The 19,604-nt window shown below is 37.3% G+C and carries 18 protein-coding genes and 1 other annotated feature; of the genes, 4 read left to right on the forward strand and 14 right to left on the reverse strand.

The window, feature by feature from the left end; all coding sequences use genetic code 11:
* Positions 1-40 precede the first annotated feature (40 nt).
* The 6 genes from ACRPLQ_RS10710 to ACRPLQ_RS10735 all read right to left on the reverse strand — a co-directional run bounded on the left by ACRPLQ_RS10710 (position 41) and on the right by ACRPLQ_RS10735 (position 5,738).
* A complete protein-coding gene (locus ACRPLQ_RS10710; protein WP_028413311.1) occupies positions 41-376 on the reverse strand; it encodes an ArsR/SmtB family transcription factor in 336 nt (111 codons plus the stop codon).
* Positions 377-805: an SRPBCC family protein gene (locus tag ACRPLQ_RS10715; RefSeq protein ID WP_028413312.1), complete on the reverse strand. Its 429-nt coding sequence runs from the start codon at positions 803-805 to the stop codon at positions 377-379. It abuts the gene before it with no gap.
* Positions 806-993: 188 nt separating this feature from the next.
* Positions 994-2,013, reverse strand: coding sequence for an STAS domain-containing protein (locus ACRPLQ_RS10720; RefSeq protein WP_432231493.1), 1,020 nt, complete (start codon positions 2,011-2,013; stop codon positions 994-996).
* Between the two features lie 200 nt (positions 2,014-2,213).
* Positions 2,214-2,378, reverse strand: a complete 165-nt coding sequence (locus ACRPLQ_RS10725) for a hypothetical protein (protein ID WP_165573448.1) — start codon at positions 2,376-2,378, stop codon at positions 2,214-2,216.
* 235 nt (positions 2,379-2,613) lie between these two features.
* Complete coding sequence (locus ACRPLQ_RS10730) at positions 2,614-5,280, reverse strand: MMPL family transporter (RefSeq protein ID WP_432235959.1); 2,667 nt, start codon at positions 5,278-5,280, stop codon at positions 2,614-2,616.
* Positions 5,277-5,738 (reverse strand): MarR family winged helix-turn-helix transcriptional regulator, encoded by a 462-nt coding sequence (locus tag ACRPLQ_RS10735; protein WP_033579007.1) that lies wholly within the window; start codon positions 5,736-5,738, stop codon positions 5,277-5,279. Before ACRPLQ_RS10735 ends, ACRPLQ_RS10730 begins: the two co-directional genes overlap by 4 nt.
* Positions 5,739-5,993: 255 nt before the next feature.
* Between ACRPLQ_RS10735 and ACRPLQ_RS10740 the strand changes: the two genes are divergently transcribed.
* Positions 5,994-7,202: an MFS transporter gene (locus ACRPLQ_RS10740; protein ID WP_432235960.1), complete on the forward strand. Its 1,209-nt coding sequence runs from the start codon at positions 5,994-5,996 to the stop codon at positions 7,200-7,202.
* A gap of 66 nt (positions 7,203-7,268) precedes the next feature.
* On the opposite strand, the gene ACRPLQ_RS10745 is transcribed toward ACRPLQ_RS10740, so the two are convergent.
* A complete protein-coding gene (locus ACRPLQ_RS10745; RefSeq protein ID WP_048020877.1) occupies positions 7,269-8,669 on the reverse strand; it encodes an amino acid permease in 1,401 nt (466 codons plus the stop codon).
* Positions 8,670-9,058: 389 nt separating this feature from the next.
* Here ACRPLQ_RS10745 and ACRPLQ_RS10750 point away from each other — a divergent pair, with 389 nt between their 5' ends.
* A complete protein-coding gene (locus tag ACRPLQ_RS10750) occupies positions 9,059-9,262 on the forward strand; it encodes a hypothetical protein (RefSeq protein ID WP_261765726.1) in 204 nt (67 codons plus the stop codon).
* 171 nt (positions 9,263-9,433) lie between these two features.
* Here ACRPLQ_RS10750 and thrS read toward each other — a convergent pair whose 3' ends face one another.
* The 3 genes from thrS to ACRPLQ_RS10765 form a co-directional block, all read right to left on the reverse strand.
* Positions 9,434-10,651: a threonine--tRNA ligase gene (thrS, locus tag ACRPLQ_RS10755; RefSeq protein ID WP_367072023.1), complete on the reverse strand. Its 1,218-nt coding sequence runs from the start codon at positions 10,649-10,651 to the stop codon at positions 9,434-9,436.
* Positions 10,652-10,704: 53 nt separating this feature from the next.
* Positions 10,705-10,933: a binding site (T-box leader), on the reverse strand.
* Positions 10,934-11,598: 665 nt separating this feature from the next.
* Positions 11,599-13,341, reverse strand: coding sequence for a sulfatase-like hydrolase/transferase (locus tag ACRPLQ_RS10760; RefSeq protein ID WP_432235961.1), 1,743 nt, complete (start codon positions 13,339-13,341; stop codon positions 11,599-11,601).
* Positions 13,342-13,847: 506 nt separating this feature from the next.
* Positions 13,848-14,306, reverse strand: coding sequence for a cell wall hydrolase (locus ACRPLQ_RS10765; RefSeq protein WP_049164594.1), 459 nt, complete (start codon positions 14,304-14,306; stop codon positions 13,848-13,850).
* Positions 14,307-14,572: 266 nt separating this feature from the next.
* Between ACRPLQ_RS10765 and rpsN the strand changes: the two genes are divergently transcribed.
* Complete coding sequence (rpsN, locus tag ACRPLQ_RS10770) at positions 14,573-14,842, forward strand: 30S ribosomal protein S14 (RefSeq protein ID WP_034266209.1); 270 nt, start codon at positions 14,573-14,575, stop codon at positions 14,840-14,842.
* Positions 14,843-14,933: 91 nt separating this feature from the next.
* Positions 14,934-15,326, forward strand: a complete 393-nt coding sequence (locus ACRPLQ_RS10775; protein WP_034266207.1) for a (2Fe-2S) ferredoxin domain-containing protein — start codon at positions 14,934-14,936, stop codon at positions 15,324-15,326.
* Between the two features lie 163 nt (positions 15,327-15,489).
* Here ACRPLQ_RS10775 and ACRPLQ_RS10780 read toward each other — a convergent pair whose 3' ends face one another.
* Genes ACRPLQ_RS10780 through ACRPLQ_RS10795 form a run of 4 tightly spaced genes read right to left on the reverse strand, consistent with a single transcriptional unit; the run spans position 15,490 to position 19,602 of the window.
* Positions 15,490-16,791, reverse strand: a complete 1,302-nt coding sequence (locus ACRPLQ_RS10780) for a valine--pyruvate transaminase (RefSeq protein WP_432235962.1) — start codon at positions 16,789-16,791, stop codon at positions 15,490-15,492.
* 15 nt (positions 16,792-16,806) lie between these two features.
* Positions 16,807-18,042: a DUF6421 family protein gene (locus tag ACRPLQ_RS10785; protein ID WP_432235963.1), complete on the reverse strand. Its 1,236-nt coding sequence runs from the start codon at positions 18,040-18,042 to the stop codon at positions 16,807-16,809.
* A gap of 28 nt (positions 18,043-18,070) precedes the next feature.
* Complete coding sequence (locus ACRPLQ_RS10790) at positions 18,071-19,009, reverse strand: DMT family transporter (protein WP_432235964.1); 939 nt, start codon at positions 19,007-19,009, stop codon at positions 18,071-18,073.
* Between the two features lie 32 nt (positions 19,010-19,041).
* Positions 19,042-19,602, reverse strand: a complete 561-nt coding sequence (locus ACRPLQ_RS10795; protein ID WP_028408503.1) for a hypothetical protein — start codon at positions 19,600-19,602, stop codon at positions 19,042-19,044.
* Between the last annotated feature and the right edge of the window lie 2 nt (positions 19,603-19,604).

Consider the following 19,604-nt stretch of genomic DNA (forward strand, 5'->3'; position numbering starts at 1 on the left):
CTTTGCTATATTCCTTATAAAAAACGTTTTTATGCTTTTTCTATTGATTTCTTTCTTCGTCTCTTTCAACAATATGCTGAAGAATAGATAATTTGTTTGTCCAAAATTGTTCGTAGTAAGAAAGCCAATCTTTTATTTCTTTCAAAGGCTCCGGCTGAAGATGATACACTTTTTCTCTGCCTTTTTTTTGTCCATGGACTAGGTCTGCTTCTGAAAGTATATGAAGATGCTTGACAACAGCGGTACGGCTTATTGAAAAATGGGACGTTATTTCTGAAATAGGCAATTCTTTTTCAGAAAGCAGCTCAAGTACTTTTCTTCGAGTAGGATCAGCAATGGCTTGAAAGATATCATGCTTGGCAGCTGATGAAGTCATTTAGTTTTCAACAACCTTTCGAAGTTTTTCATTCACGAGACTAGTCCACCCGTAGCTCATTCTATCTCGTACCACTGAACTCTTTTCGTTTGCTTTTTCAAGAAGTGTTTCAGCTTCTTTCCAGCCGCTATGAATAAGCGTAAATTCAGTTTGATTACCCATTTCTTTTAAGGTAAACGAAACGACCCATCCATCCGTATCCCAAGAGAAAGAAAGATAGTTTGGTGCATCTATTTCTAATACTTTACACGGAGATGGTCCAAAAGGCGATTGCAAATGAAATTCATATCCTACCAGAGGCTGAAAATCATTAGGCATGAACCATTGTTGGAGCCCTTCTGCGGTTGCTACTTTATCCCAAACTTTTTGAATCGGCGCGTTAAATATTATCGTCTGTTTTACATCTTCTACTACACTTTTATCATTCATCGTTGTCTTCATTCTCCTTTTCCAAAAATAACACCAAAAGGTTTTATATAAAAATAATATAACACCTTTTGGTTTCATGTCAATTCTTCTTTCGAAAAATGAAATCCTTCAATACATCTCCGTTCTTTGATAAAGAAATTTGTTATAATGTTGAATGAGTGCATTTTGTTATATTTCAAATATATCTTTTAAACGATGCTTCGTCCGCTTTGTGCCAATGCATAGTGAATACCGTGCTGCAATGTTTGAAAACAATCATATTTTGATAAATCAATATGAGTCTTTGATATAACTAAGCCTAAGTCAGCAGAAATTCCTACTAAAATTGTTTTCGTACCAATCAGGGACGCTGCTGCACCTAATTTTTCAATAAGACTTGCCGTATATTCAGTAAGTTCTTTATCCAATCCGGTTAAATCCAGCACAAGATAATTAGCCTGATGTTTTGGGAGGTTATTTAATGTATTGACAATCAAATCTTCCGTTCGATCCTCGTCGTACTTGCCAATCAAAGGAACGACGACTATGCCTTCCAAAACCGGAATAATAGGAGAAGAAAGCTTTTTAATAAGATCTTTTAACTCTGCCGTTTTTTCTGCTACAATGCTTTGCAAATGTTCTATTTTCTGCGCTTCTTTTCTTCTCGCTAATTGATGAATATTTTGAGTAATATCAATGTTGGAAGGGAAGTATTCTACTGTGGTGCATTCATGCCCTTCTATTTGATGTTGAATCACCTTGTACCAAATATTTGTCCCGAATAGTCCTGTGAAAATCCCTGCGTAATGGGCCGGAAGAAAATTTCCTCCTTTTGTTTTCTTTTGGGCCACGTTAATTTTATGTTCCCAACTGTCTTTTAATTCAGCAGATAGAGTTTTACTTTCAGGATTTAAATATTTGATAGTTGTTTTCCCCCATCCAGCCGAAGCGTATGTATTTGTAATTAACTCAGCCGCTTCAAAAACCGTTACGCCTTTCATATTTTGAAAGTACTCTCCTACTACTAATCCTTGTCGAAAACCAGTGGTTTCCAGTACTACCGAAGCTGCCTCTTCTCCAGATATTTCTTCGATTGTGTCAAACAATGTTTTCATCGCCGAAGAAATCCAAAAAAGAATCGCATCTTCTCCTTCAAAGCTAAATTTTCCTTTTTCTAAATCCCAAGCAAAACTAAGACCACCTATATCAATATTCTTTTTTTCACCCATGCCGGAATCTCCTTTTTATATAATCTCTATACTATAGTGGTTTTTACGTAAAAGTGAGTATGAATTACCTTGGATGCTGCTTTTTTTAATCTTATCATTATTAGCTCTAAAGGAACAATTCTTTTCAACCTACTGAGCTTGTAATAGTGGTGAAATAAAAAAAGCTTCTATTTTATGAAGAAGCTTTTCGGCTGAATTATTTAGTTTTCCTCATTCCCCTGACAGCTCGGACATTCATAAACGTGCACAAAATAAAGCCCAACATGGTGAAAACGTTTTCCTAAGCAGTCTGGACATGTGCCTGCTTCACGCATTTGTTCGCGTCGTTTTTCTCGCTGATTAGCTAAAAGATTTACAAATTTCATTAAAAAGACCTCCGCATGTTTTTGACTATAGGTTTTCCTAGTAGGAAGCCTTTTATTCGACCCGGTATATTTATCACAGCGCCTGCTTAAGTTTACTTTTAATCATGCTCAAGTTTTCCAATAGCACAAAAAAGGATAGATAAAGCAGTCTCATGACGCTCATCTATCCTTCATTTTTATCCTATCTAATGCTTAACGTTATATCTGATTGTTGATAAAATCCAGCATATATAAGTTATTCTTCTACTTTGTATTTTTCTTTTTTTCGAAGAAACGGCCACCAGTTTCCTTCTCCAAGCGTCACGACAATCGCTGGCATAAGAAGTGGAAGAATAACAAGGCCATAAAGTAAAAGACCGATGATAACAACCGTTGCTACATGAACAAGCGTTAATACACCTGATGGCATCATAGCCCCAAACGTTCCGGCTAGGATAATAGCGGCAGTAATAATAACCGACCCCATCTTACTCATAGACGTAACCATGCCTTCTGCTACGCCGCTTTTCACTTCTTCGTTAAAACGGTCTAACAAGAAAATAGAATAGTCAATTCCAAGAGCAACTAAAATAACAAAACTAAAGAATGGCACGGCCCAGCTGATTCCGTCATTCCCCATTATATCCACGAATAGAAGCTCTGAGATTCCCATTGCTGTATAATACGTAAGCAACAGTGAAGCAATCATGTATACAGGCATGATCATTGAACGGAATAAAATGGTCAAAACAATAAACAATCCAATCATCATAATGACCATTGTGCGTGAAAGATCCGTTGTAGATAAATCTTTTAAATCCGCATTTGAGCTCGATACCCCTCCATACACAATTTCTGTATGCTCAAACGGCGTATCAACGACTTCGCTTGCCACCGCTTTTTCAATATTTTTTACGGTTGAAATGGCTTCCTCAGAATATGGATTTTGATCGAGCACTACGCTGAGCTTAACTCCTTTTCCATCTGCAAAAGAATAGTTGTCGATGGATTGTTTAAACCCTTTATCTTTCATCACTTCTACTGGAAGATAAATACCCGTATCTCTAACTGTTGAGCTGTCACTCATGTTATCAAGCATACCTGTTGCTTTTGTTAAGCCATCTGAGATTTTCGTTAGCCCATCATTTGCACTGTCAACACCTTCTGCTAATTGATTGATACTGTCTGATAGGGTTCCGACTTGGCCTTGCTGAGCTGAAAGATTCTCATTTGCTTGTTGAAGACCGGTTTGAATGGTAGTAAGCTGTTTGCTGATTGCTGCAAGCTGAGGAACCGCTTGCTGCACATTTCCTGTTGTAGAGAGCTGAGTGCTGACAAGCTGCAGCTGTTGATTAACTTGAGCTAATCCGTCTGCGGCAGGTGCAAGTGACCCGCCAGATTCTTTAGAAGCAGAACCCGTTTGGTCGGCTATTTGATTTAGCCCTTTTTCAATATCACTTAATCCTTTTTGTACATCTCCGATTCCTTTAACAGCATCTTTGATTCCGTCTGATACAGAGCCCAGCTGTGAATTAACATATAAATCATCAATCTTTTCTCCCGTAGGCTGTGTGATCGTCATAACAGAATCCACGTGATCCACTTTTTCAATTGCTTTGCTTATATTTCCTAAATACGGAATAACATCCGCCTTTGTTAACTCTTTATCTCCTTTAATAATAACATTGACAGGAAATGCTTTTCCTTCTCCCAGTGCGTCACTGATAGCATTTAGTCCTTTTATAGATTTATAATCACTGCTTATTTCAGCAGTAGAATCAAACGATACTTTTGAGTCATACGTTACAATAAAAGGCACGGTAATAATCGCTGTAATGACTAAAAATACGAACGGTCGCGCTACTGCCTTTCTTCCTAAAAACCCCCACAGCTTATTATCGCTATGAGAAGCCACTTTTTTAGACGGCCAAAATAATTTTTCTCCAAGCGTAACCATAAAAAGTGGCAGCAAGGTAAATAAAATCACTAGCAGCACACCAACTCCCACTGCTACGCCAACGGCCGATTGGAAAATAGCAAACTTGGCAAATCCGATGGCTGCAAAACCAATAAATACGGCAATTCCGCTAATGAATAACGTTCTTCCTGCTGTACGGTAAGCCGTGATCGTGGCTTCTACTTTATCATGTCCGTTAGCCAATTCTTCACGGAAACGGTTAAGTAAAAGAATGCAGTAATCCGTACCTATTCCAAACAAAATAGCTACTAAGAACGTTTGCGTGAACGTTGAGATTGGAAAATCGACATTTTTAACTAAAATACCTAGTAACGATTGACTGATTAAGTATGTGATTCCCACAATTAAAATAGGAATAAACGGCGTCACGACTGAACGGAAAACGAGTAGAAGCAAACCTAAAATCAAGAAGATAGTAATAAACTCGGTTTTCTTTAACCCTTCTTCTGAACTGTGTGCAAAATCCTGATTAATAAGAGATGCACCTGTTACATATGCCGTAACGTCTTTTGGCACGCTGTCATAAATCTGATTCGCTATTTTTTCAACTTTTTCATCCGATCCACTGACAGTAACCGGAACTAAAACGGTTTTTTTGTCTTTAGACATTAATTGGTTACGAACATCTTGATCATCTGTTAAAGGCGTTGTAACATCTTTTACACCTTTAATTTTCTCTGTCTTATCAATGATTTTCTGTATCTGTTTCTCACTATCTTTATCTAATGCGTTATCTAGCTTGATCACCATGCTGATGGTGTTACTGTCTTCCCCGGCATTTTTGAGAATTTGGCTGGCCCTAGATGAAACGGCATCATCAGGAAGCTGAGACTGCCCTTTTTCACTTGCGAGCTTTGTTAAATTGGGTGCCGTTAGCATCAATATGACCGTTAAAGCTAAAATAAAGGCCGCAATCACCCATTTAAATTTCACAATAAATTTCATTTTTTGCTTTCCCCTTTTATAGTTAACTTTTCTTTTGCCATTGTAAGAATTTCAATAAATGTATCTATTTTTTCTTCTTCTACATCATCAAACAAATTCTCAATGATACTAAAACACGCGGCATTTCCGTCATGTATTACCTTTTCTCCTTCAGCCGTAATCTTAATAAGCTTAGAACGTTTATCGCTCTCTAGTTCATTAGTGTCCCACTCCACAAGCCCTTTTTCGAGCAGTTTTTTAATTCGATTCGAAATGGCACTTTTATGAACACCTTGCAAGACAGCGAGACTGCCAGGTGAAGATGGACCTTTAATCATTAAACTATTTAACAAATCAAACTGCTGCCTTGAGACATGTTCGAAGAGGTTATGGCTCAGCTCTCTGTGAATGACTTCTGTTCCTACAAACAGCACTTCTTCAAAAAGTTCTACAGCTTGATATAACTTGCTTTTCGTCACTTCTTTCCCTCCTTTGCTCATTTAGTTTATAGGTATAAACTATTCAACTTTAAAAATAGTTTATAGGACTAAACTTTATTCTGTCAATAAATTTATGTCTGACTGTCTTCATATATGATAAAGATAAACGGAATCCCAAAAGATACCGCTTACATCAGCTTTTTTGGTTGTCAAAGCTCAATCACTTAAGTATTATTAGTAATTGACTTCTTTTCAAGGAGATATAAATTTTATACACAGAAAGGGTGATCACACATGAATACAATGCATGCTAATGAGCAGGTCAGTAAGAAAGATTCCTTTCCAATTGCTCTTATCTCGTTGACTCTTGGAGCTTTTGCTATTGGAATGACGGAATTCGTTATTATGGGGATACTGCCTAACGTTGCAGAAGACCTTCATGTTAGCATTTCGACTGCTGGTCAGCTAATTACGGGCTATGCTTTAGGAGTAGCGATTGGCGCGCCAATTTTAACCATTTTTACTCATCGACTTCCTCAAAAGCTTCTGCTTTGTTTACTCATGCTTTTATTTATTCTCGGAAATGCGATTGCTATTATTGCACCTAACTATGGAATTTTGATGGGAGCTCGTTTAGTTACGGCGTTATGTCACGGTACTTTCTTTGGAGTAGGCGCTGTTATTGCTTCACGGCTCGTACAACCGCATAAGCGAGCAAGTGCTGTTGCAACGATGATGGCAGGTTTAACCATTGCAAATATCATCGGCGTTCCTGTAGGAACATTTATTGGCCAACACTTAGGTTGGAGAGCTTCGTTTGGGGCTATTACCATTATGGGAATCATTGCATTTATCGGTATTATTCTGTTTATCCCAAAGCTTGGTCAAGAAAAATTAACGGGTCTAAAACAGCAGTTTGCTGCTTTTAGCCAACCAAAACTTCTTGTGATGCTTCTTTTAAGTGCAATAGGGTGCGGTAGCTTATTTACTGTATTTACGTACATTACACCGCTTCTTGAAGACGTTACGGGAGTAAGTGAACACAGCGTTACGTGGATACTTGTATTGTACGGATGCGGCGTTACGCTTGGAAATGTTGTTGGAGGAAAGCTTGCAGATTGGAAGTTAATTCCTTCGGTTGTAGGTATCTTTGCTTTTCTTTGTATTGTGCTGACTATTTTTACGTTTACTGTCAAAAGCCCAGCAGCAGCGATTATCACGCTGTTTTTCTGGGGAGCAGCAGCATTTGCTGTAATGCCTGGTATTCAAGTGAAAATTATGAACTTAGCACAGGAAGCACCTGCTTTAGCTTCTACTTCGAATCACTCATTTGCTAACTTAGGAAATGCTTTTGGCGCCTTTTTCGGAGGCGTAATTATTAACCATATGGGACTTACTTCACTTCCTTGGGTTGGCGCCATTTTTGTAGGAACGGCTTTTGTTATTAGCACTTGTCTGTTTATTGTGGAAACACGCAAAAAACATAGTGAACAATCGTCCTAACTGTCTAACAACTGAACAAAAAGCAAAAAAAGAGCCTTTCTTGGATGAAAGGCTCTTTTTCTGCTTCTAACTCGCTTTTTTCATTTCTTTACTTGTTAATCGACTGTGTTTACGAGAATAACCTATATACACAAATATACCAAGCACAATCCATATGCTAAAATATAACCATGTTGTTTTAGGAAGATTAATCATTAAAAATAAACAAGATAATACAGATAAAATTGGTAAAACCGGGACAAACGGCATTGTAAATCCACGTTTTAAAGTTGGGTGCGTTTTGCGTAAGATGATAATGCTGACGCCCACCATACCGAAAGTTAAAAGGGCTCCGATATTTGCTAAATTCGCAAGTTCTTTTAAATCGATAAATCCTGAAATTAACGCTCCGATAATTCCTACTAGCCAAGTGGAGAGAGTCGGAACTCCCGTTTTCTCATTTGTTTTAGCAAATGCTTTTGGTAGCAAGCCGTCGCGGCTCATTGAGAATAAAATTCGTGTTGCTGCATAAATGTAGGCGAAAATAACAGCCATAATCCCAATGACAGCTCCTGCAGCAATAACTCCTGCCACTGCATTTTGTCCTACTGAATGAAGAACATAGGCCATTGCTTCTGGAACATTCAGTTCCTTGTAAGAAACAACCCCTGTCATAACAAGGCATACCGCTACATAAATAATCGTGCAGATCACGAGTGAACTAATAATTCCAATTGGCAAATTGCGCTGCGGGTTCTTTACTTCTTCTGCTGATGTAGATAAAGCATCAAAACCTAAGAAAGCAAAAAATACGGCCGCTCCCCCTGTCACAACCCCTTCAATTCCATAAGGCATAAAAGGAGTCCAATTAGACGGCTTCACATAAAAAGCCCCTACAATAATAAAGAGAAGGATAATAAATAATTTAACAAGCACCATAAAATTATTCACTTTTTTACTTTCTTTAGTTCCCCTTGAAAGCAGCCATGTAATAAGAAGGGTAATACAAATAGCAGGAAGGTTCACCAGGCCTCCATTTGCAGGGATCGTAATCAATTCTTTTGGGAGTGAAAAACCAAAGCCTTCTAAAAAATTATTAAAATAAGAAGACCATCCATTTGCTACTGCTGACATCGTTAATAAATAGACGGAAAGCAATGTCCATCCCATTAAGTGTGCTACCACTTCGCCGATGGTTGCATATGTATAGGTGTAAACGCTCCCAGATACAGGTATAGTTGAAGCAAATTCCGCATAGCACAGCGCTGCAAAACCGCATACAATAGAAGCCAGTATAAAAGAAAAAATAACGGCTGGCCCCGCATCGTTAGCAGCTACTAAGCCTGTTAACACTAAAACCCCCGTTCCTATTACGGCTCCAATACCAAGAAGAGTCAAATCGAATGCCCCTAATGTTTTGACTAGAGATTTGTTTTGACTTTGTTCTAATAATTGCTCGATTGACTTCTTTTTAAATAGTTTTCCCATTGCACTCTCTCCTCTCTGTTGCCACTCATCCATTAAAAAACTTAAAAATGACGTCTTTTCCTATTTGACTACGCGTTTTTACTTCAGATACAGAAGTAATTATATAGAAATAATTACTAACTTGTCTATTAGTATACTAATATCATTATATATATTTCAAGAGTTTTTGTAAGCGATTTCTTAATCTCTCTCTATTTTGGCTTTATCAACTAAATAAAGAAATCATCGTTGTGATTATGTATAATAAGTTTGAATAAAATTAATATTCTAAAAAATAAATCGATTTATTTCCAGATAGTTTTTTTCGCTACCTATCTTCAAATATAAATTCCTGACATAGGGATTATTTACAGAACGATGAATGTTTTACCTTAACGGGTGTTATAATGATGAAAACTGAAGCGTATGAAGGGCGGAGAGAGATGCTTAACTTACTTATTGGCTGTATTTTACTAGCATTAGGAGTGTACTTTATGTTTAAATTTCTTTTTTATTCTCCTTCTAAAAAGAAGCGAGGTCAGCAACCTATGAACAAATTGTCAAATGAAGATTCAGCTTCCCCCCGTACAAACGATTCGAATGGAACAAGATAATTTTTTTTATAAAATACCGGCGTTTGTCTAAGGCAAAAGTTATACTGCTGATATATATTATCTTATACCCTTCTAGTTCAATATTCCCTTCATTTTGATGTAAGACAAGATGAAGGGAATCACTATCCGACTTAAAAAATCGGATTTTTCTATTTAGCAAGGTAAATGGCTTCAATAAACTCTGTTTGAATCCATTTCTTTATTCAAGTGTACAGCTGCCTCTTCAACACTTACTGTTCCAATGTTTTTCTTCCCATGCTTTCGCATAGCAAGCGATTTATTTTCTACTTCTTTATCTCCTATTACGGCCATATAAGGAACTTTGAGCATTTCGGCTTCTCTAATTTTCAGACCTATTTTTTCAATACGATCATCCACTTCAACACGATACCCTTGTGACTCCAGCTCGTGTTTCACCTTGTACGCATATTCCACATGCGGCGGTGCAATAGGCAAAAGCTTAAATTGAACTGGAGCTAACCAAAGAGGAAATTGACCTTCATAATGTTCAATCAAGATGGCCATAAAACGTTCAACGGAACCGTATATAGCGCGGTGAATCATTACAGGACGATGCGGTTTATTGTCTTCTCCAATATACATACAGTCAAACTTCTCTGGCATTAAGAAATCAAGCTGAACTGTTCCGCACTGCCAGCTGCGGCCTAAGGAGTCTAAAATATGAAAATCGATTTTCGGCCCGTAAAAAGCCCCGTCTCCTTCATTCACCTGGTAGTCTAATCCTTTTTCATTTAGCATAGATTGAAGCGACTTTTCCGCTTGATTCCATGTTTCAATATCTCCCATAAATTTTTCAGGACGTGTGGATAGTTCCACTTTGTAATCAAAGCCAAAATGTGAATAAAAGTCATGGATAAACGCTAGAATGCGGCTAATCTCAGCTTCAATCTGATTAAGTTCTACGAATAAATGCGCATCGTCCTGTGTGAATGACCGGACTCTTAGCAGTCCGTTTAAAGAGCCCGAAAGCTCGTGACGGTGAACCAATCCAAGTTCTGCGTATCGAATCGGAAGTTCTCGATAGCTTCTTCGCTTGCTGTTAAACAATAAAATGGCTCCCGGACAATTCATCGGTTTAATCGCATAGTTTTGTTTGTCAACATTTGAAAAATACATATTTTCATGATAGTGTTCCCAATGCCCTGATTGTTCCCATAGCTCCTGTTTCATCATGATGGGAGTTTTTATCTCTTGATAGCCTGCTTTGTAATGCTTTTGTTTCCAGTAGTTTTCTAACTCATTTCGAACAATCATTCCGTTAGGTAAGAAAAACGGCATACCAGGAGCTTCTTCCATCGACATAAACAGCTCCAGTTCTTGACCTAATTTTTGATGATTTCGTTTTTCTGCTTCCATTTGTTTTGACATGTTCATTCCTCCAATATGTTTTTATTCAACAAAAAAACCGCACTCATCCCTAGTAAAGGGACGAATGCGGCCGTGGTACCACCCTAATTCCGTAAAATACCTGTATGCATTTTACGCTTAAAAAGATAACGGTTTTACCGGTTGCAGTTTCAGTGTATACACATTCCCCGCCGCAGCTCCAAGGTGGTAAATTCATTTCGTTTTCTAAGGGTTCTCAGCCAGTGACCCTACTCTCTGTAAAGAAAATCCAAAAATGATTCATGTCCTTTTCAATGCTTGTATATTCATTTTTTCTACATAAAAAACCGCACTCATCCCTAGTGAAGGGACGAATGCGGTCGTGGTACCACCCTAATTCCGTAAAATACCTGTATGCATTTTACGCTCAAAAAAGATAACGGTTTTACCGATTGCAGTTTCAGTTATGCACATTCCCTGCAATAGCTCTAAGGTGGTAAATTAGATGATTTCTTAAGGGCTCCCAGCCGCTGACCCTATTCTCTGCGAAGAAAACGGCACCTAATTCATGTCCTTTTCGTTGCCAAATAATGTTTGTTAGTTGTTAAAAGTGATTATAGTGTATAAATTTTACAGAAGTCAAGAAATAATTTTTATTTTTTAATATTATAGAATTAATTTATGCTTAAATTCCCGAAAAGTTACTTAAGAATATATGGGCTTAAAAAGTTTTTTATTATAATATTAACACCTGCATTTTATTTTGTTTTTGCCTTTATTGTGTAAAAATAAAGGCAAAAAAGAAAGATATTACAAGCACTTATTTGCTTTATCTAAGTATTATTAACGAATTAAAATCCAGTACTGCTCAAATCAGAATAAGTAACATAGCACAAGTATCATCAGTTTTTTTATTTATATACTAAAATATTAAATATACCTTTTTCTACTTACACCAATATTAGGCTTGAACTCGTCGAAACTATTTTTTATCTATCTTTAGACGGAAGCTCCTGGTACATGCTTCCACTTTGCGGGAAAATCCGTTTTTTCCTGAGTTGTTCTTTAAGAATAACATCAAGCTGCCGCTGAATTTTTCTTGTTTCATTTGTTGAAAAATACGGGTAAGCCAAATTTACTGTTTCTAACGGATCCTTGGTCAAATTGTACATTTCAATTTGATCCGGAACCGATGTTTCTTTAAGGTTAGTAAGATCCACCGGGTAACTTTCATATTGCTCTCGGTGGATGACTTCATCTTTTTCGTTAGGTGCTGACCGAAATTGCGGATTATCATGGTATCGAGCGTATTTCCAGATTTCCTTTCCTGCGGCTGATTGAAACTCGACAATGACCGCTTGAATGTGATTAGGCTGAACGACTGACGGATAGCTTTCTCCTAAAAAATTTGTTTGGTGAAGTCCTTTTGTCGGGTCATCATCCGTCATAAAGAAAATCGGTGCTTTTTCTTGATAGAGCGATGTTTCTCCTCGCAACGTTCCTGAGAGGTCTCGCCCAACAAATGGATGTACTTCCGTATGACTTTTTTGCAATTGCTTTTGAACAGCGGAAGCATCGATATTAGCCAAGCTAAGCATTGTCGGGATCAAGTCAACGTGACTAGTCAGTACGTCTGTACGTTGATAACTAGGAAACAAATGCTTGTTATGAATGAGAAGCGGCACGTGAATCGACTCTTCATACATGTTGTACCATTTTTGATGTAGTCCTCCGTGAGCCCCCAGCAAATCACCGTGATCCGACGTGAAAATAATAATGGTATTGTCATAGAACGAAGATTGTTCTATAGTCTGAAGGACTTTCAAAATTTGTTTGTCAACATTTTTTTGAAGCTGATAATATAAGCGCCGGTAGAAACTAGAATTTGGCGTCGGCTGCAGCGCTTTTGGGTAGATGTATTTATAGCTGCTTTGAGCGCTAGGCTTCGTTTGTAAAGATTCTCTAATAGTAGGTGGCGGCTCGATGTTCGGAATTGTCTCATCAATAGAAAACTGAAACATAGCAAGGTGTTTGGTGATCGCTCCGAACAGCGCAATGTCATGCGGGTTCACAAACGAAGCTACCATGAGCCAAGGCTGCGCAGTCTTTTGATATTCTAATCGTTGAATAAGCTCCATGATTTCCTCTGCATATATTTCGTCTCGTCCACTCACTCCAATGGCCGCAGATGAACCAGAATTGTGCGGGTTTCTCCCTTCCGGCTCTGGACCAATCCACCCTGAAAAACCAAACTTTTCAAGCTTATTAGCCCGTTGATAGAGGCGCTCTTTTTCTGGATCCGGTATTCCTGTTTGCATCTGGTAGCTAGAAAAAACGTTATGTGTTCCTGGAATTAAGATGTTCTCATCAGAAATATGCCATTTTCCTTTATAAAAGGTTTGATACCCAGCCTGCTTAAAATAATCTCCCATCGTTGGGACGGTATTAGGCTGCAGCCAAAACATATCAGGATCTTGTGACTTCTTTGCGATACCTTGCGTTTGGGTCACTCCGTGCAAGGAAGGGTACTGCCCTGTAAACAATGTAGCTCGACTCGGTGAACAGGCTGTAGAACCGACGTAGTGACGAGTAAACCCCATTCCATGCTGTTTTAAAAATTCATGTGCTTTTAAATGTTTTTTTTGCCACTTTTTTACTTCTTTACTTTCATATACGGGTGGAAATCGTTCTTCGTCCACCATAATCAACAAAAAATTAGGCTGCTCCTTCATGTTTACTCCTCCGCGTGTTTATCAAATGTTCTGTATTGATAAACTATGTAAAAAGTACTTTTTTTAGAAGAACGGAGTACGGTTCATGTCTTTTTATACCCAAACAAAAAAAGACTTAGAGGATTTCTCTAAGTCTTTCATAACGCGTTTCAATACGATATTCCTTATTTTTTGTATGCTTTTAGCTGCTGATTTCGTTTATAAGTACCCATTATACTAGGTATACCTACAATTATGCTTATCATAAAACTCCACATCATGTAGCGCCAATCCCCTGTAACAAGCGCTACTCCCATAAAAAAATGAGCTGACCAACAAGAGCTAACCATGAAGCTATCCAAGCAAACATCATATTCTCTTTCAAGTTATCACCTCATATTTTTAATTACGAATGACTTCTTTTATTTTACCATAAAATTCTAATTTCGAAGGTTGTTCTACTGTTTATGCTATGTACATAACTAAAAAAGCTAATGACAGCACGTAGCTAGCCATTAGCTTTTTTATTATTTTGCAAATACATGATTCCCTATTTTAATTGTTTCTTGTTTTTGGCGCAGCCATTGATCTCCTGTTTTATCAGGATTAAAGAAGAATAATGAACCTTTTCCTTGACCTTGGAAGTTAATTGCTTCTTCTACAGCTTTTTTAGAACCTTTGTCTGCAGGTTTATTAATTTGACCGTTGCTGACTGGGCTGTACTGACCTTTTTGATAAATAACGCCTTTTACAGTGTCAGGGAATTTGCTGCTGTCGACTCTATTTAATACAACTGTTGCCACGGCTACTTTGCCTGCGTACGGCTCTCCTTTGGCTTCAGCTGATACAAGACGAGCTAATAGTTCTTTATCATTTTTATTTACTTGAATGTGCTGTTCATGAGCGGGTGCTGCAGCAAATGCTGAGTAACCTGCACCAAAACTCGGGATAAGCATTGCGATAGCAATTACTAGTTTTTTCATCATAAAAATAAAAGCCTCCTTGCTATTTCTTGACGTGGTTCATATGCTAGCAGAAATATAGGAGTCTTTCATTGCAAAAAATTATCCAGTTCCAAAAGAAATTGGATGTTCTCGTATTTTTTTAACTATTTTTCAGCATATAAAAATATAACTTTACTCATTAAATATGGGTTGCATTTCATTCTTTAGTCATTTATGATATAACAATATAAATAGTAATGATTACGATTTGTAAGAAGGACTTTAATATTTAATAAAGGATTGATTATTTGGCTAAAAAATCAAAAATAGCAAAAGAAAAGCAACGACAAGCACTTGTCGAAAAATATGCTAAGTTAAGAAAACAGTTAAAGGAAGAAGGAAATTATAATGAACTACGAAAGCTTCCTAGAGACTCTTCTTCTACTCGCTTGCATAATCGCTGTGAAGTAACGGGAAGACCTCGTGGATATTTACGTAAATTTAAGCTTTCGCGCATTGCATTTAGAGAACTCGCTCACAAGGGACAGCTTCCTGGAGTAAAAAAATCAAGCTGGTAAAATTCTAATGAGGTAAAAAGCCCTCTTTGCTAAAAAAGGAATTAGTATACGTTATAAATCGTAATCGTTACTTTTAATAGGAGGGATTAACATGGCTACATGGAACTTAGATAAAACGAAACATCACGTTCTCATTTGCAATGGAAGCAGCTGCAATCGAGCTGGTGCCGAAGAAGTTACACAAGCGATTCGAAGCGAGATAGCTAATCAAGAACTGGACGAATACATACACACCACTCGTACTCGATGTAACGGAAGATGCCATGATAAATGCGTCGTCATTTCCTACCCAGACGGTATTTGGTATAAAGATATGAAACCTGATGATGCACAAGAGCTTATTAACTCTTTAAAGACAGATCAACTTTTTGTCCAAAAAACAAGTCATGCTTTTTGCGGAGAAGGTTTCCAGCGAACAGAAGGTACTGTTAAAGGTATCTCAAAACAAAAAGAAATGGTCATCAAAGTATCTAAAAAACTTTAATTCACAACAGTGAAACCATGGTCTTATAAAGGTAACCAACTAAAAGAGAAACATCATTAAAAATGTCTGTTTGTTTTCTCTAATGTGTCTATTGCTTAATCTAAACAAAAAAGCCGCCCCTAGCAACCGGGACGGCTTTTTTTACCTCTAAACCTTTAAGAAATTAGATTTTTTCTGTTTCACATATAAGATCTGAACTGTATATTTTCTTAACTACTGATGAAAGAATGTGGATTCCTTTTTTTAACTCCTCATCTGTAGCGGTAAGACTTATACGAATGCACTCCCGGTTGTGAGGAGAAGATTGGCTGCCGTGAAAGAATGATCCGCCTGGTACTACAATCAAGTTTTCTGCTTTTAATTTATTGTATAGATCGTTATCACTGAAAGGCAAACCTTCCAACCAAAGCCAACCAAATAACGAACCTTCCGCTTTGTGCAAATACCAAGGAATATCATCCGGCATATGTGTAGTTAAAAGGTTTTTTAAATAGTCATGTTTTTGTTTATAATGAGTTCTTATATAGTTAGCTGAAATTCTAGCTAACTTTCCGCTCTTCAAGGTGTTAACCACCATTCGTTGACCTAGCCTAGAAGAGTGAATCAAGATATTTGATTGAAAAGCTTCCATTACTTTTATAAAGTCACTTTTCCCTATAGCAATCCCTATCCTCTCTCCAGGCAAGCCGGCTTTAGAAAGACTCATGCAGTGAATGATGTTGCCATGTATAATTGGATTCATTTCAACAAAGTTCATAGCCGGAAAAGGAGGTGCGTACGCTGAATCAATTAGCAAAGGAATGTGATAGTCCTTGCAAACTTGGGATATAAACTGTACGGCTTCTTCGGAAAGGATGTTGCCGCTTGGATTATTAGGTCTTGATAATACGACAGCTCCGATATCTGGGTCCTGTGCTATTTTATCTTTGAATGCCTGTTTGTTAAATTCATAACGAAACGTATGATGATCAAGCTTTGAAAGGATAGGAGGAATTCCTTCTATTACACCTTCCTCGAGTGCGACTCCACTATACCCAGCGTAATCTGGCAGCATAGGTATTAATGCTTTTTTTACTCTTCCTTCTTTACTTGTACCGCAAAACGAATTTAAAGCTAAAAAAAAGAGATTTTGACTTCCCGACGTGATCAAGACTTGTTCTCTGTCCAGTTTAATACGATAATTCGTAAAGAAATATTCTCTTATGCAATCAATTAATTCATGCGTACCGTAGCTAGAACCATATTGGCTAATCAAATTTTTTAATTGTTTGTCGTTCACAATATCTCTTAAAGCTTCTTCCCACATTTCATAAACTTGAGGGAGGATGGCGGGGTTGCCAGCACTTAAATTTACATATTGATTGAGATCGGAATTGAGCACTTCTTGGATGTCATGCATAATCGCGCGAACGCCTACTTTATTAGTCATTTTGTTTCCTATTTTACTCAAATGCAAAGCAGTCACTAGTGCACCTTCTCCTTAAAGATTATGGTCATCGAATAGTAAGTATGGAACTTCAATCTTTTTATTTTGCTGATTAATAAAGTAATTGTCCGGGATAATAAATTTATCATCGTTCTCACTAGGTAATAAGTATTTTCGAACATAATGTTCAGCTTTTTCTTTATAGCCAGAGTCACTTTGAATTGTTTCAAGTTGTTCAATTTCTTTTACTAAAAGGTCTAGTTCCTTCAAACACATGTCTAAATCTAAATAAGCATGGTCTTCTTTTCGGGAAATTGAACGCCCATTTGTAACTAGCCAGCTAAAAAGAAAAAAACCTGTTCCAGAATCAAAGTTTCGAGGTGCATTATGCTGACTAGGATACCTTAAAAGGCGTTCAAAGAGAACAAATTCCGTTATCTCTTCCCAAAAAGGATATTTTCTTTTATGAAGAGTCAGCACCGTCTGGCAATCTACTTTAACTTCTTCTAGTATGCCTGCAAAAAAATTCATTTTCGCCTGTATATGTTGGTCAAAAGGTTTATTTCCGCAGTGATGGTAATAATCATGCAGATATCCCCAGATTACCCTTGCCTGATAAGTGTCTTCTCTATTCATAGTATGAGATTTAAAGTTAAAATCAGGAAAGATAGAAGACGCTCTTTTTAATGTATCCTCATTGTATATGCTGTGAAATTTATTAAAGAAAAATATCGCGAAGTTTTGACTTGTTACCTTTTCTTTTGTTTTTACATTCTCAGGGAAAAATACAATACACTTTTCTTCCATAAATCCTTGAGTACCAGCCAACAGCTTTAAAGATTCACATCCATTTTTAGGATGAGGAAGGTCTGCTTCGATGGATTTCATGATTTCAGGTTCATCGCGAACAGCGATAAAGGCTTCTAAATAAAATCCTCTTTTTGTAGGGCCATTAGGCGTTACAATCGGTCCTAAAAAGAACGTCGCTTCCCTGTTTGTAGGCGGGCTATAGGCAATTAACGTTTGATCAAAGTAAGGAGACTGATCGAGTCCTCTTTCAATCCAATCACATACGTCATTTTTTAATGCATGCCACACTTCAGGTAAATTTAAAGAGTTATATATTGTTTCAGTTTCAGCAACTACTTTTAATAAGAGCTCTCTAGCTTTTTCGTAATTTCTTTTGACCTCTCCATTTGGGCCCTGATATTTTCTTATCTCATATAGAGCAGGTACTATTTTACCGTTTAATAACTCCACTAAACTTTGAGTGTGATTTTTTGTTAACATGATTAAAACCCTCCTTTTTTTAGAACAGCTACTTAGCAGAAATATCTTTAGATGATGTAAGAGTAGAGTTATGTGTGTTTTTCTCTATTTGCTTTTTTAAGTTAATAAATATAACCCCCGCTATTACAAACGCTGTACCTATATAGACCTGTTTGTTTAATGTTTCACCTAAAAAGACAAATCCTACATATAAGGCGATAACCGGTGAAATAAATAGATGCGCCGTTGCTTTTGATATATGCCATTTTTTTAATAAATAAATATTAATAGAAAACCCTAAGACCGATCCTATAATAGCCAAGTATAATAATGAGATAAGACTAACCCCAGAGAAAGTGCGGTTTCCATTCTCTGTAAATAAACTAACAATCAGTAAACAAGCGCCTCCACTTAGCATCGAAAAAGAATTAAAGGTCATAATAGGCAAGGATTTTATGCGAGATTGAACTTGAACAGTTATAAAAGCAGAACCTAGCATAGCCATTAAAATGACGATCATGGCTACTATTTGGATAACATTTCCCTGTATAAACAGCTGATTTCCAAATACAACGCTCATACCAATTAAGCACATGACTACACCTATCTTTTGTCCTTTTGTAGCTGGTGTTCCTTTAAATAAGCGATTAAATAAAAGAGCAAACACTGAAATGCTGGCAGCTAAAACGGAAACAAGCCCGCTTGGCAAATAGACGGATGCCCAATAAACAGAACCAAACGGTAGAGCAAAGTACAAAATTCCGTTTAATGCTGAAATGATTACTACTTCTTTTGAAACGGCCATTTTTTTTGTGAGTAAGAGGTAGAGGGCAATTATTAAACTAGCAATTAAAAACCTCATACCTGCTGACCATAGAGGCAAGCTATCCTTTAATCCCGTCTTTTGAAAAGCCCATGTCGTTCCCCCGATGACGGCTAATAGACAAAACAAAAGATGTACATGAATACGGGTTAATTTAGAAATCACTGTTTCACCTTATTTCTTTTTTAAAGTTGAGCCTATTTTCTTCCGTGAAGCGTAAAACACATCGGCACTTCTCCAAAATCTTTTACAACTGTTAACCCCTGCTCGTTAGCAGCTTTACTTGTTGTAATACATGCGTCTACTTTTCCTTCTAAGCAATCAATCGCCGCTTGAGCATTACTATTTACTAACTGAACATTGGGACTGATGGAATGAGCTAAATCAACAGGGGCAGGGTGTGAAGCAATTAACAGGTTATTGTTTGTTATCACCTCTTCTTTTGAGGCAAGAACCATGTTATACGTTGGCATAATAAAGCTATCTACTAGCTCTAAACTAGTTAAATTTTTGAACACAATATCATGTAAGTAAGGATATACCGCGCAGCCTAGAAGAGCAGAACTCTCTGTTTCTTTCACATGAACTAAAGCTTCTTCCAACGTTTGGTGTAAAAAGACCTGACCTTGTATGCTTTGGCGTTCGAACCACAGATAGCCTGCTTTTTCACAATTTGTTCCTTCAGGCCCTAAGGTATGGATAATGCTAATTTTTTGAAGCTGCTTATTTTTCTTACTAGACGACTCTGCAACTATCATAG

Source organism: Priestia sp. TRN 1309 (assembly GCF_050846875.1).
In the GTDB taxonomy this organism is placed as follows: domain Bacteria; phylum Bacillota; class Bacilli; order Bacillales; family Bacillaceae_H; genus Priestia; species Priestia zanthoxyli.

Bases quoted from the DNA above. Each gene is read 5' to 3' on its own strand.
- ACRPLQ_RS10745 (WP_048020877.1), bottom strand. From the start codon at position 8,669: ATGGGAAAACTATTTAAAAAGAAGTCAATCGAGCAATTATTAGAACAA.
- ACRPLQ_RS10730 (WP_432235959.1), bottom strand. From the start codon at position 5,280: ATGAAATTTATTGTGAAATTTAAATGGGTGATTGCGGCCTTTATTTTA.
- ACRPLQ_RS10715 (WP_028413312.1), bottom strand. From the start codon at position 805: ATGAATGATAAAAGTGTAGTAGAAGATGTAAAACAGACGATAATATTT.
- ACRPLQ_RS10785 (WP_432235963.1), bottom strand. From the start codon at position 18,042: ATGTTAACAAAAAATCACACTCAAAGTTTAGTGGAGTTATTAAACGGT.
- ACRPLQ_RS10775 (WP_034266207.1), top strand. From the start codon at position 14,934: ATGGCTACATGGAACTTAGATAAAACGAAACATCACGTTCTCATTTGC.
- ACRPLQ_RS10795 (WP_028408503.1), bottom strand. From the start codon at position 19,602: ATGATAGTTGCAGAGTCGTCTAGTAAGAAAAATAAGCAGCTTCAAAAA.
- ACRPLQ_RS10725 (WP_165573448.1), bottom strand. From the start codon at position 2,378: ATGAAATTTGTAAATCTTTTAGCTAATCAGCGAGAAAAACGACGCGAA.
- ACRPLQ_RS10760 (WP_432235961.1), bottom strand. From the start codon at position 13,341: ATGAAGGAGCAGCCTAATTTTTTGTTGATTATGGTGGACGAAGAACGA.
- ACRPLQ_RS10740 (WP_432235960.1), top strand. From the start codon at position 5,994: ATGAATACAATGCATGCTAATGAGCAGGTCAGTAAGAAAGATTCCTTT.
- ACRPLQ_RS10710 (WP_028413311.1), bottom strand. From the start codon at position 376: ATGACTTCATCAGCTGCCAAGCATGATATCTTTCAAGCCATTGCTGAT.
- ACRPLQ_RS10750 (WP_261765726.1), top strand. From the start codon at position 9,059: ATGAAAACTGAAGCGTATGAAGGGCGGAGAGAGATGCTTAACTTACTT.
- thrS (WP_367072023.1), bottom strand. From the start codon at position 10,651: ATGTCAAAACAAATGGAAGCAGAAAAACGAAATCATCAAAAATTAGGT.
- ACRPLQ_RS10765 (WP_049164594.1), bottom strand. From the start codon at position 14,306: ATGATGAAAAAACTAGTAATTGCTATCGCAATGCTTATCCCGAGTTTT.
- ACRPLQ_RS10720 (WP_432231493.1), bottom strand. From the start codon at position 2,013: ATGGGTGAAAAAAAGAATATTGATATAGGTGGTCTTAGTTTTGCTTGG.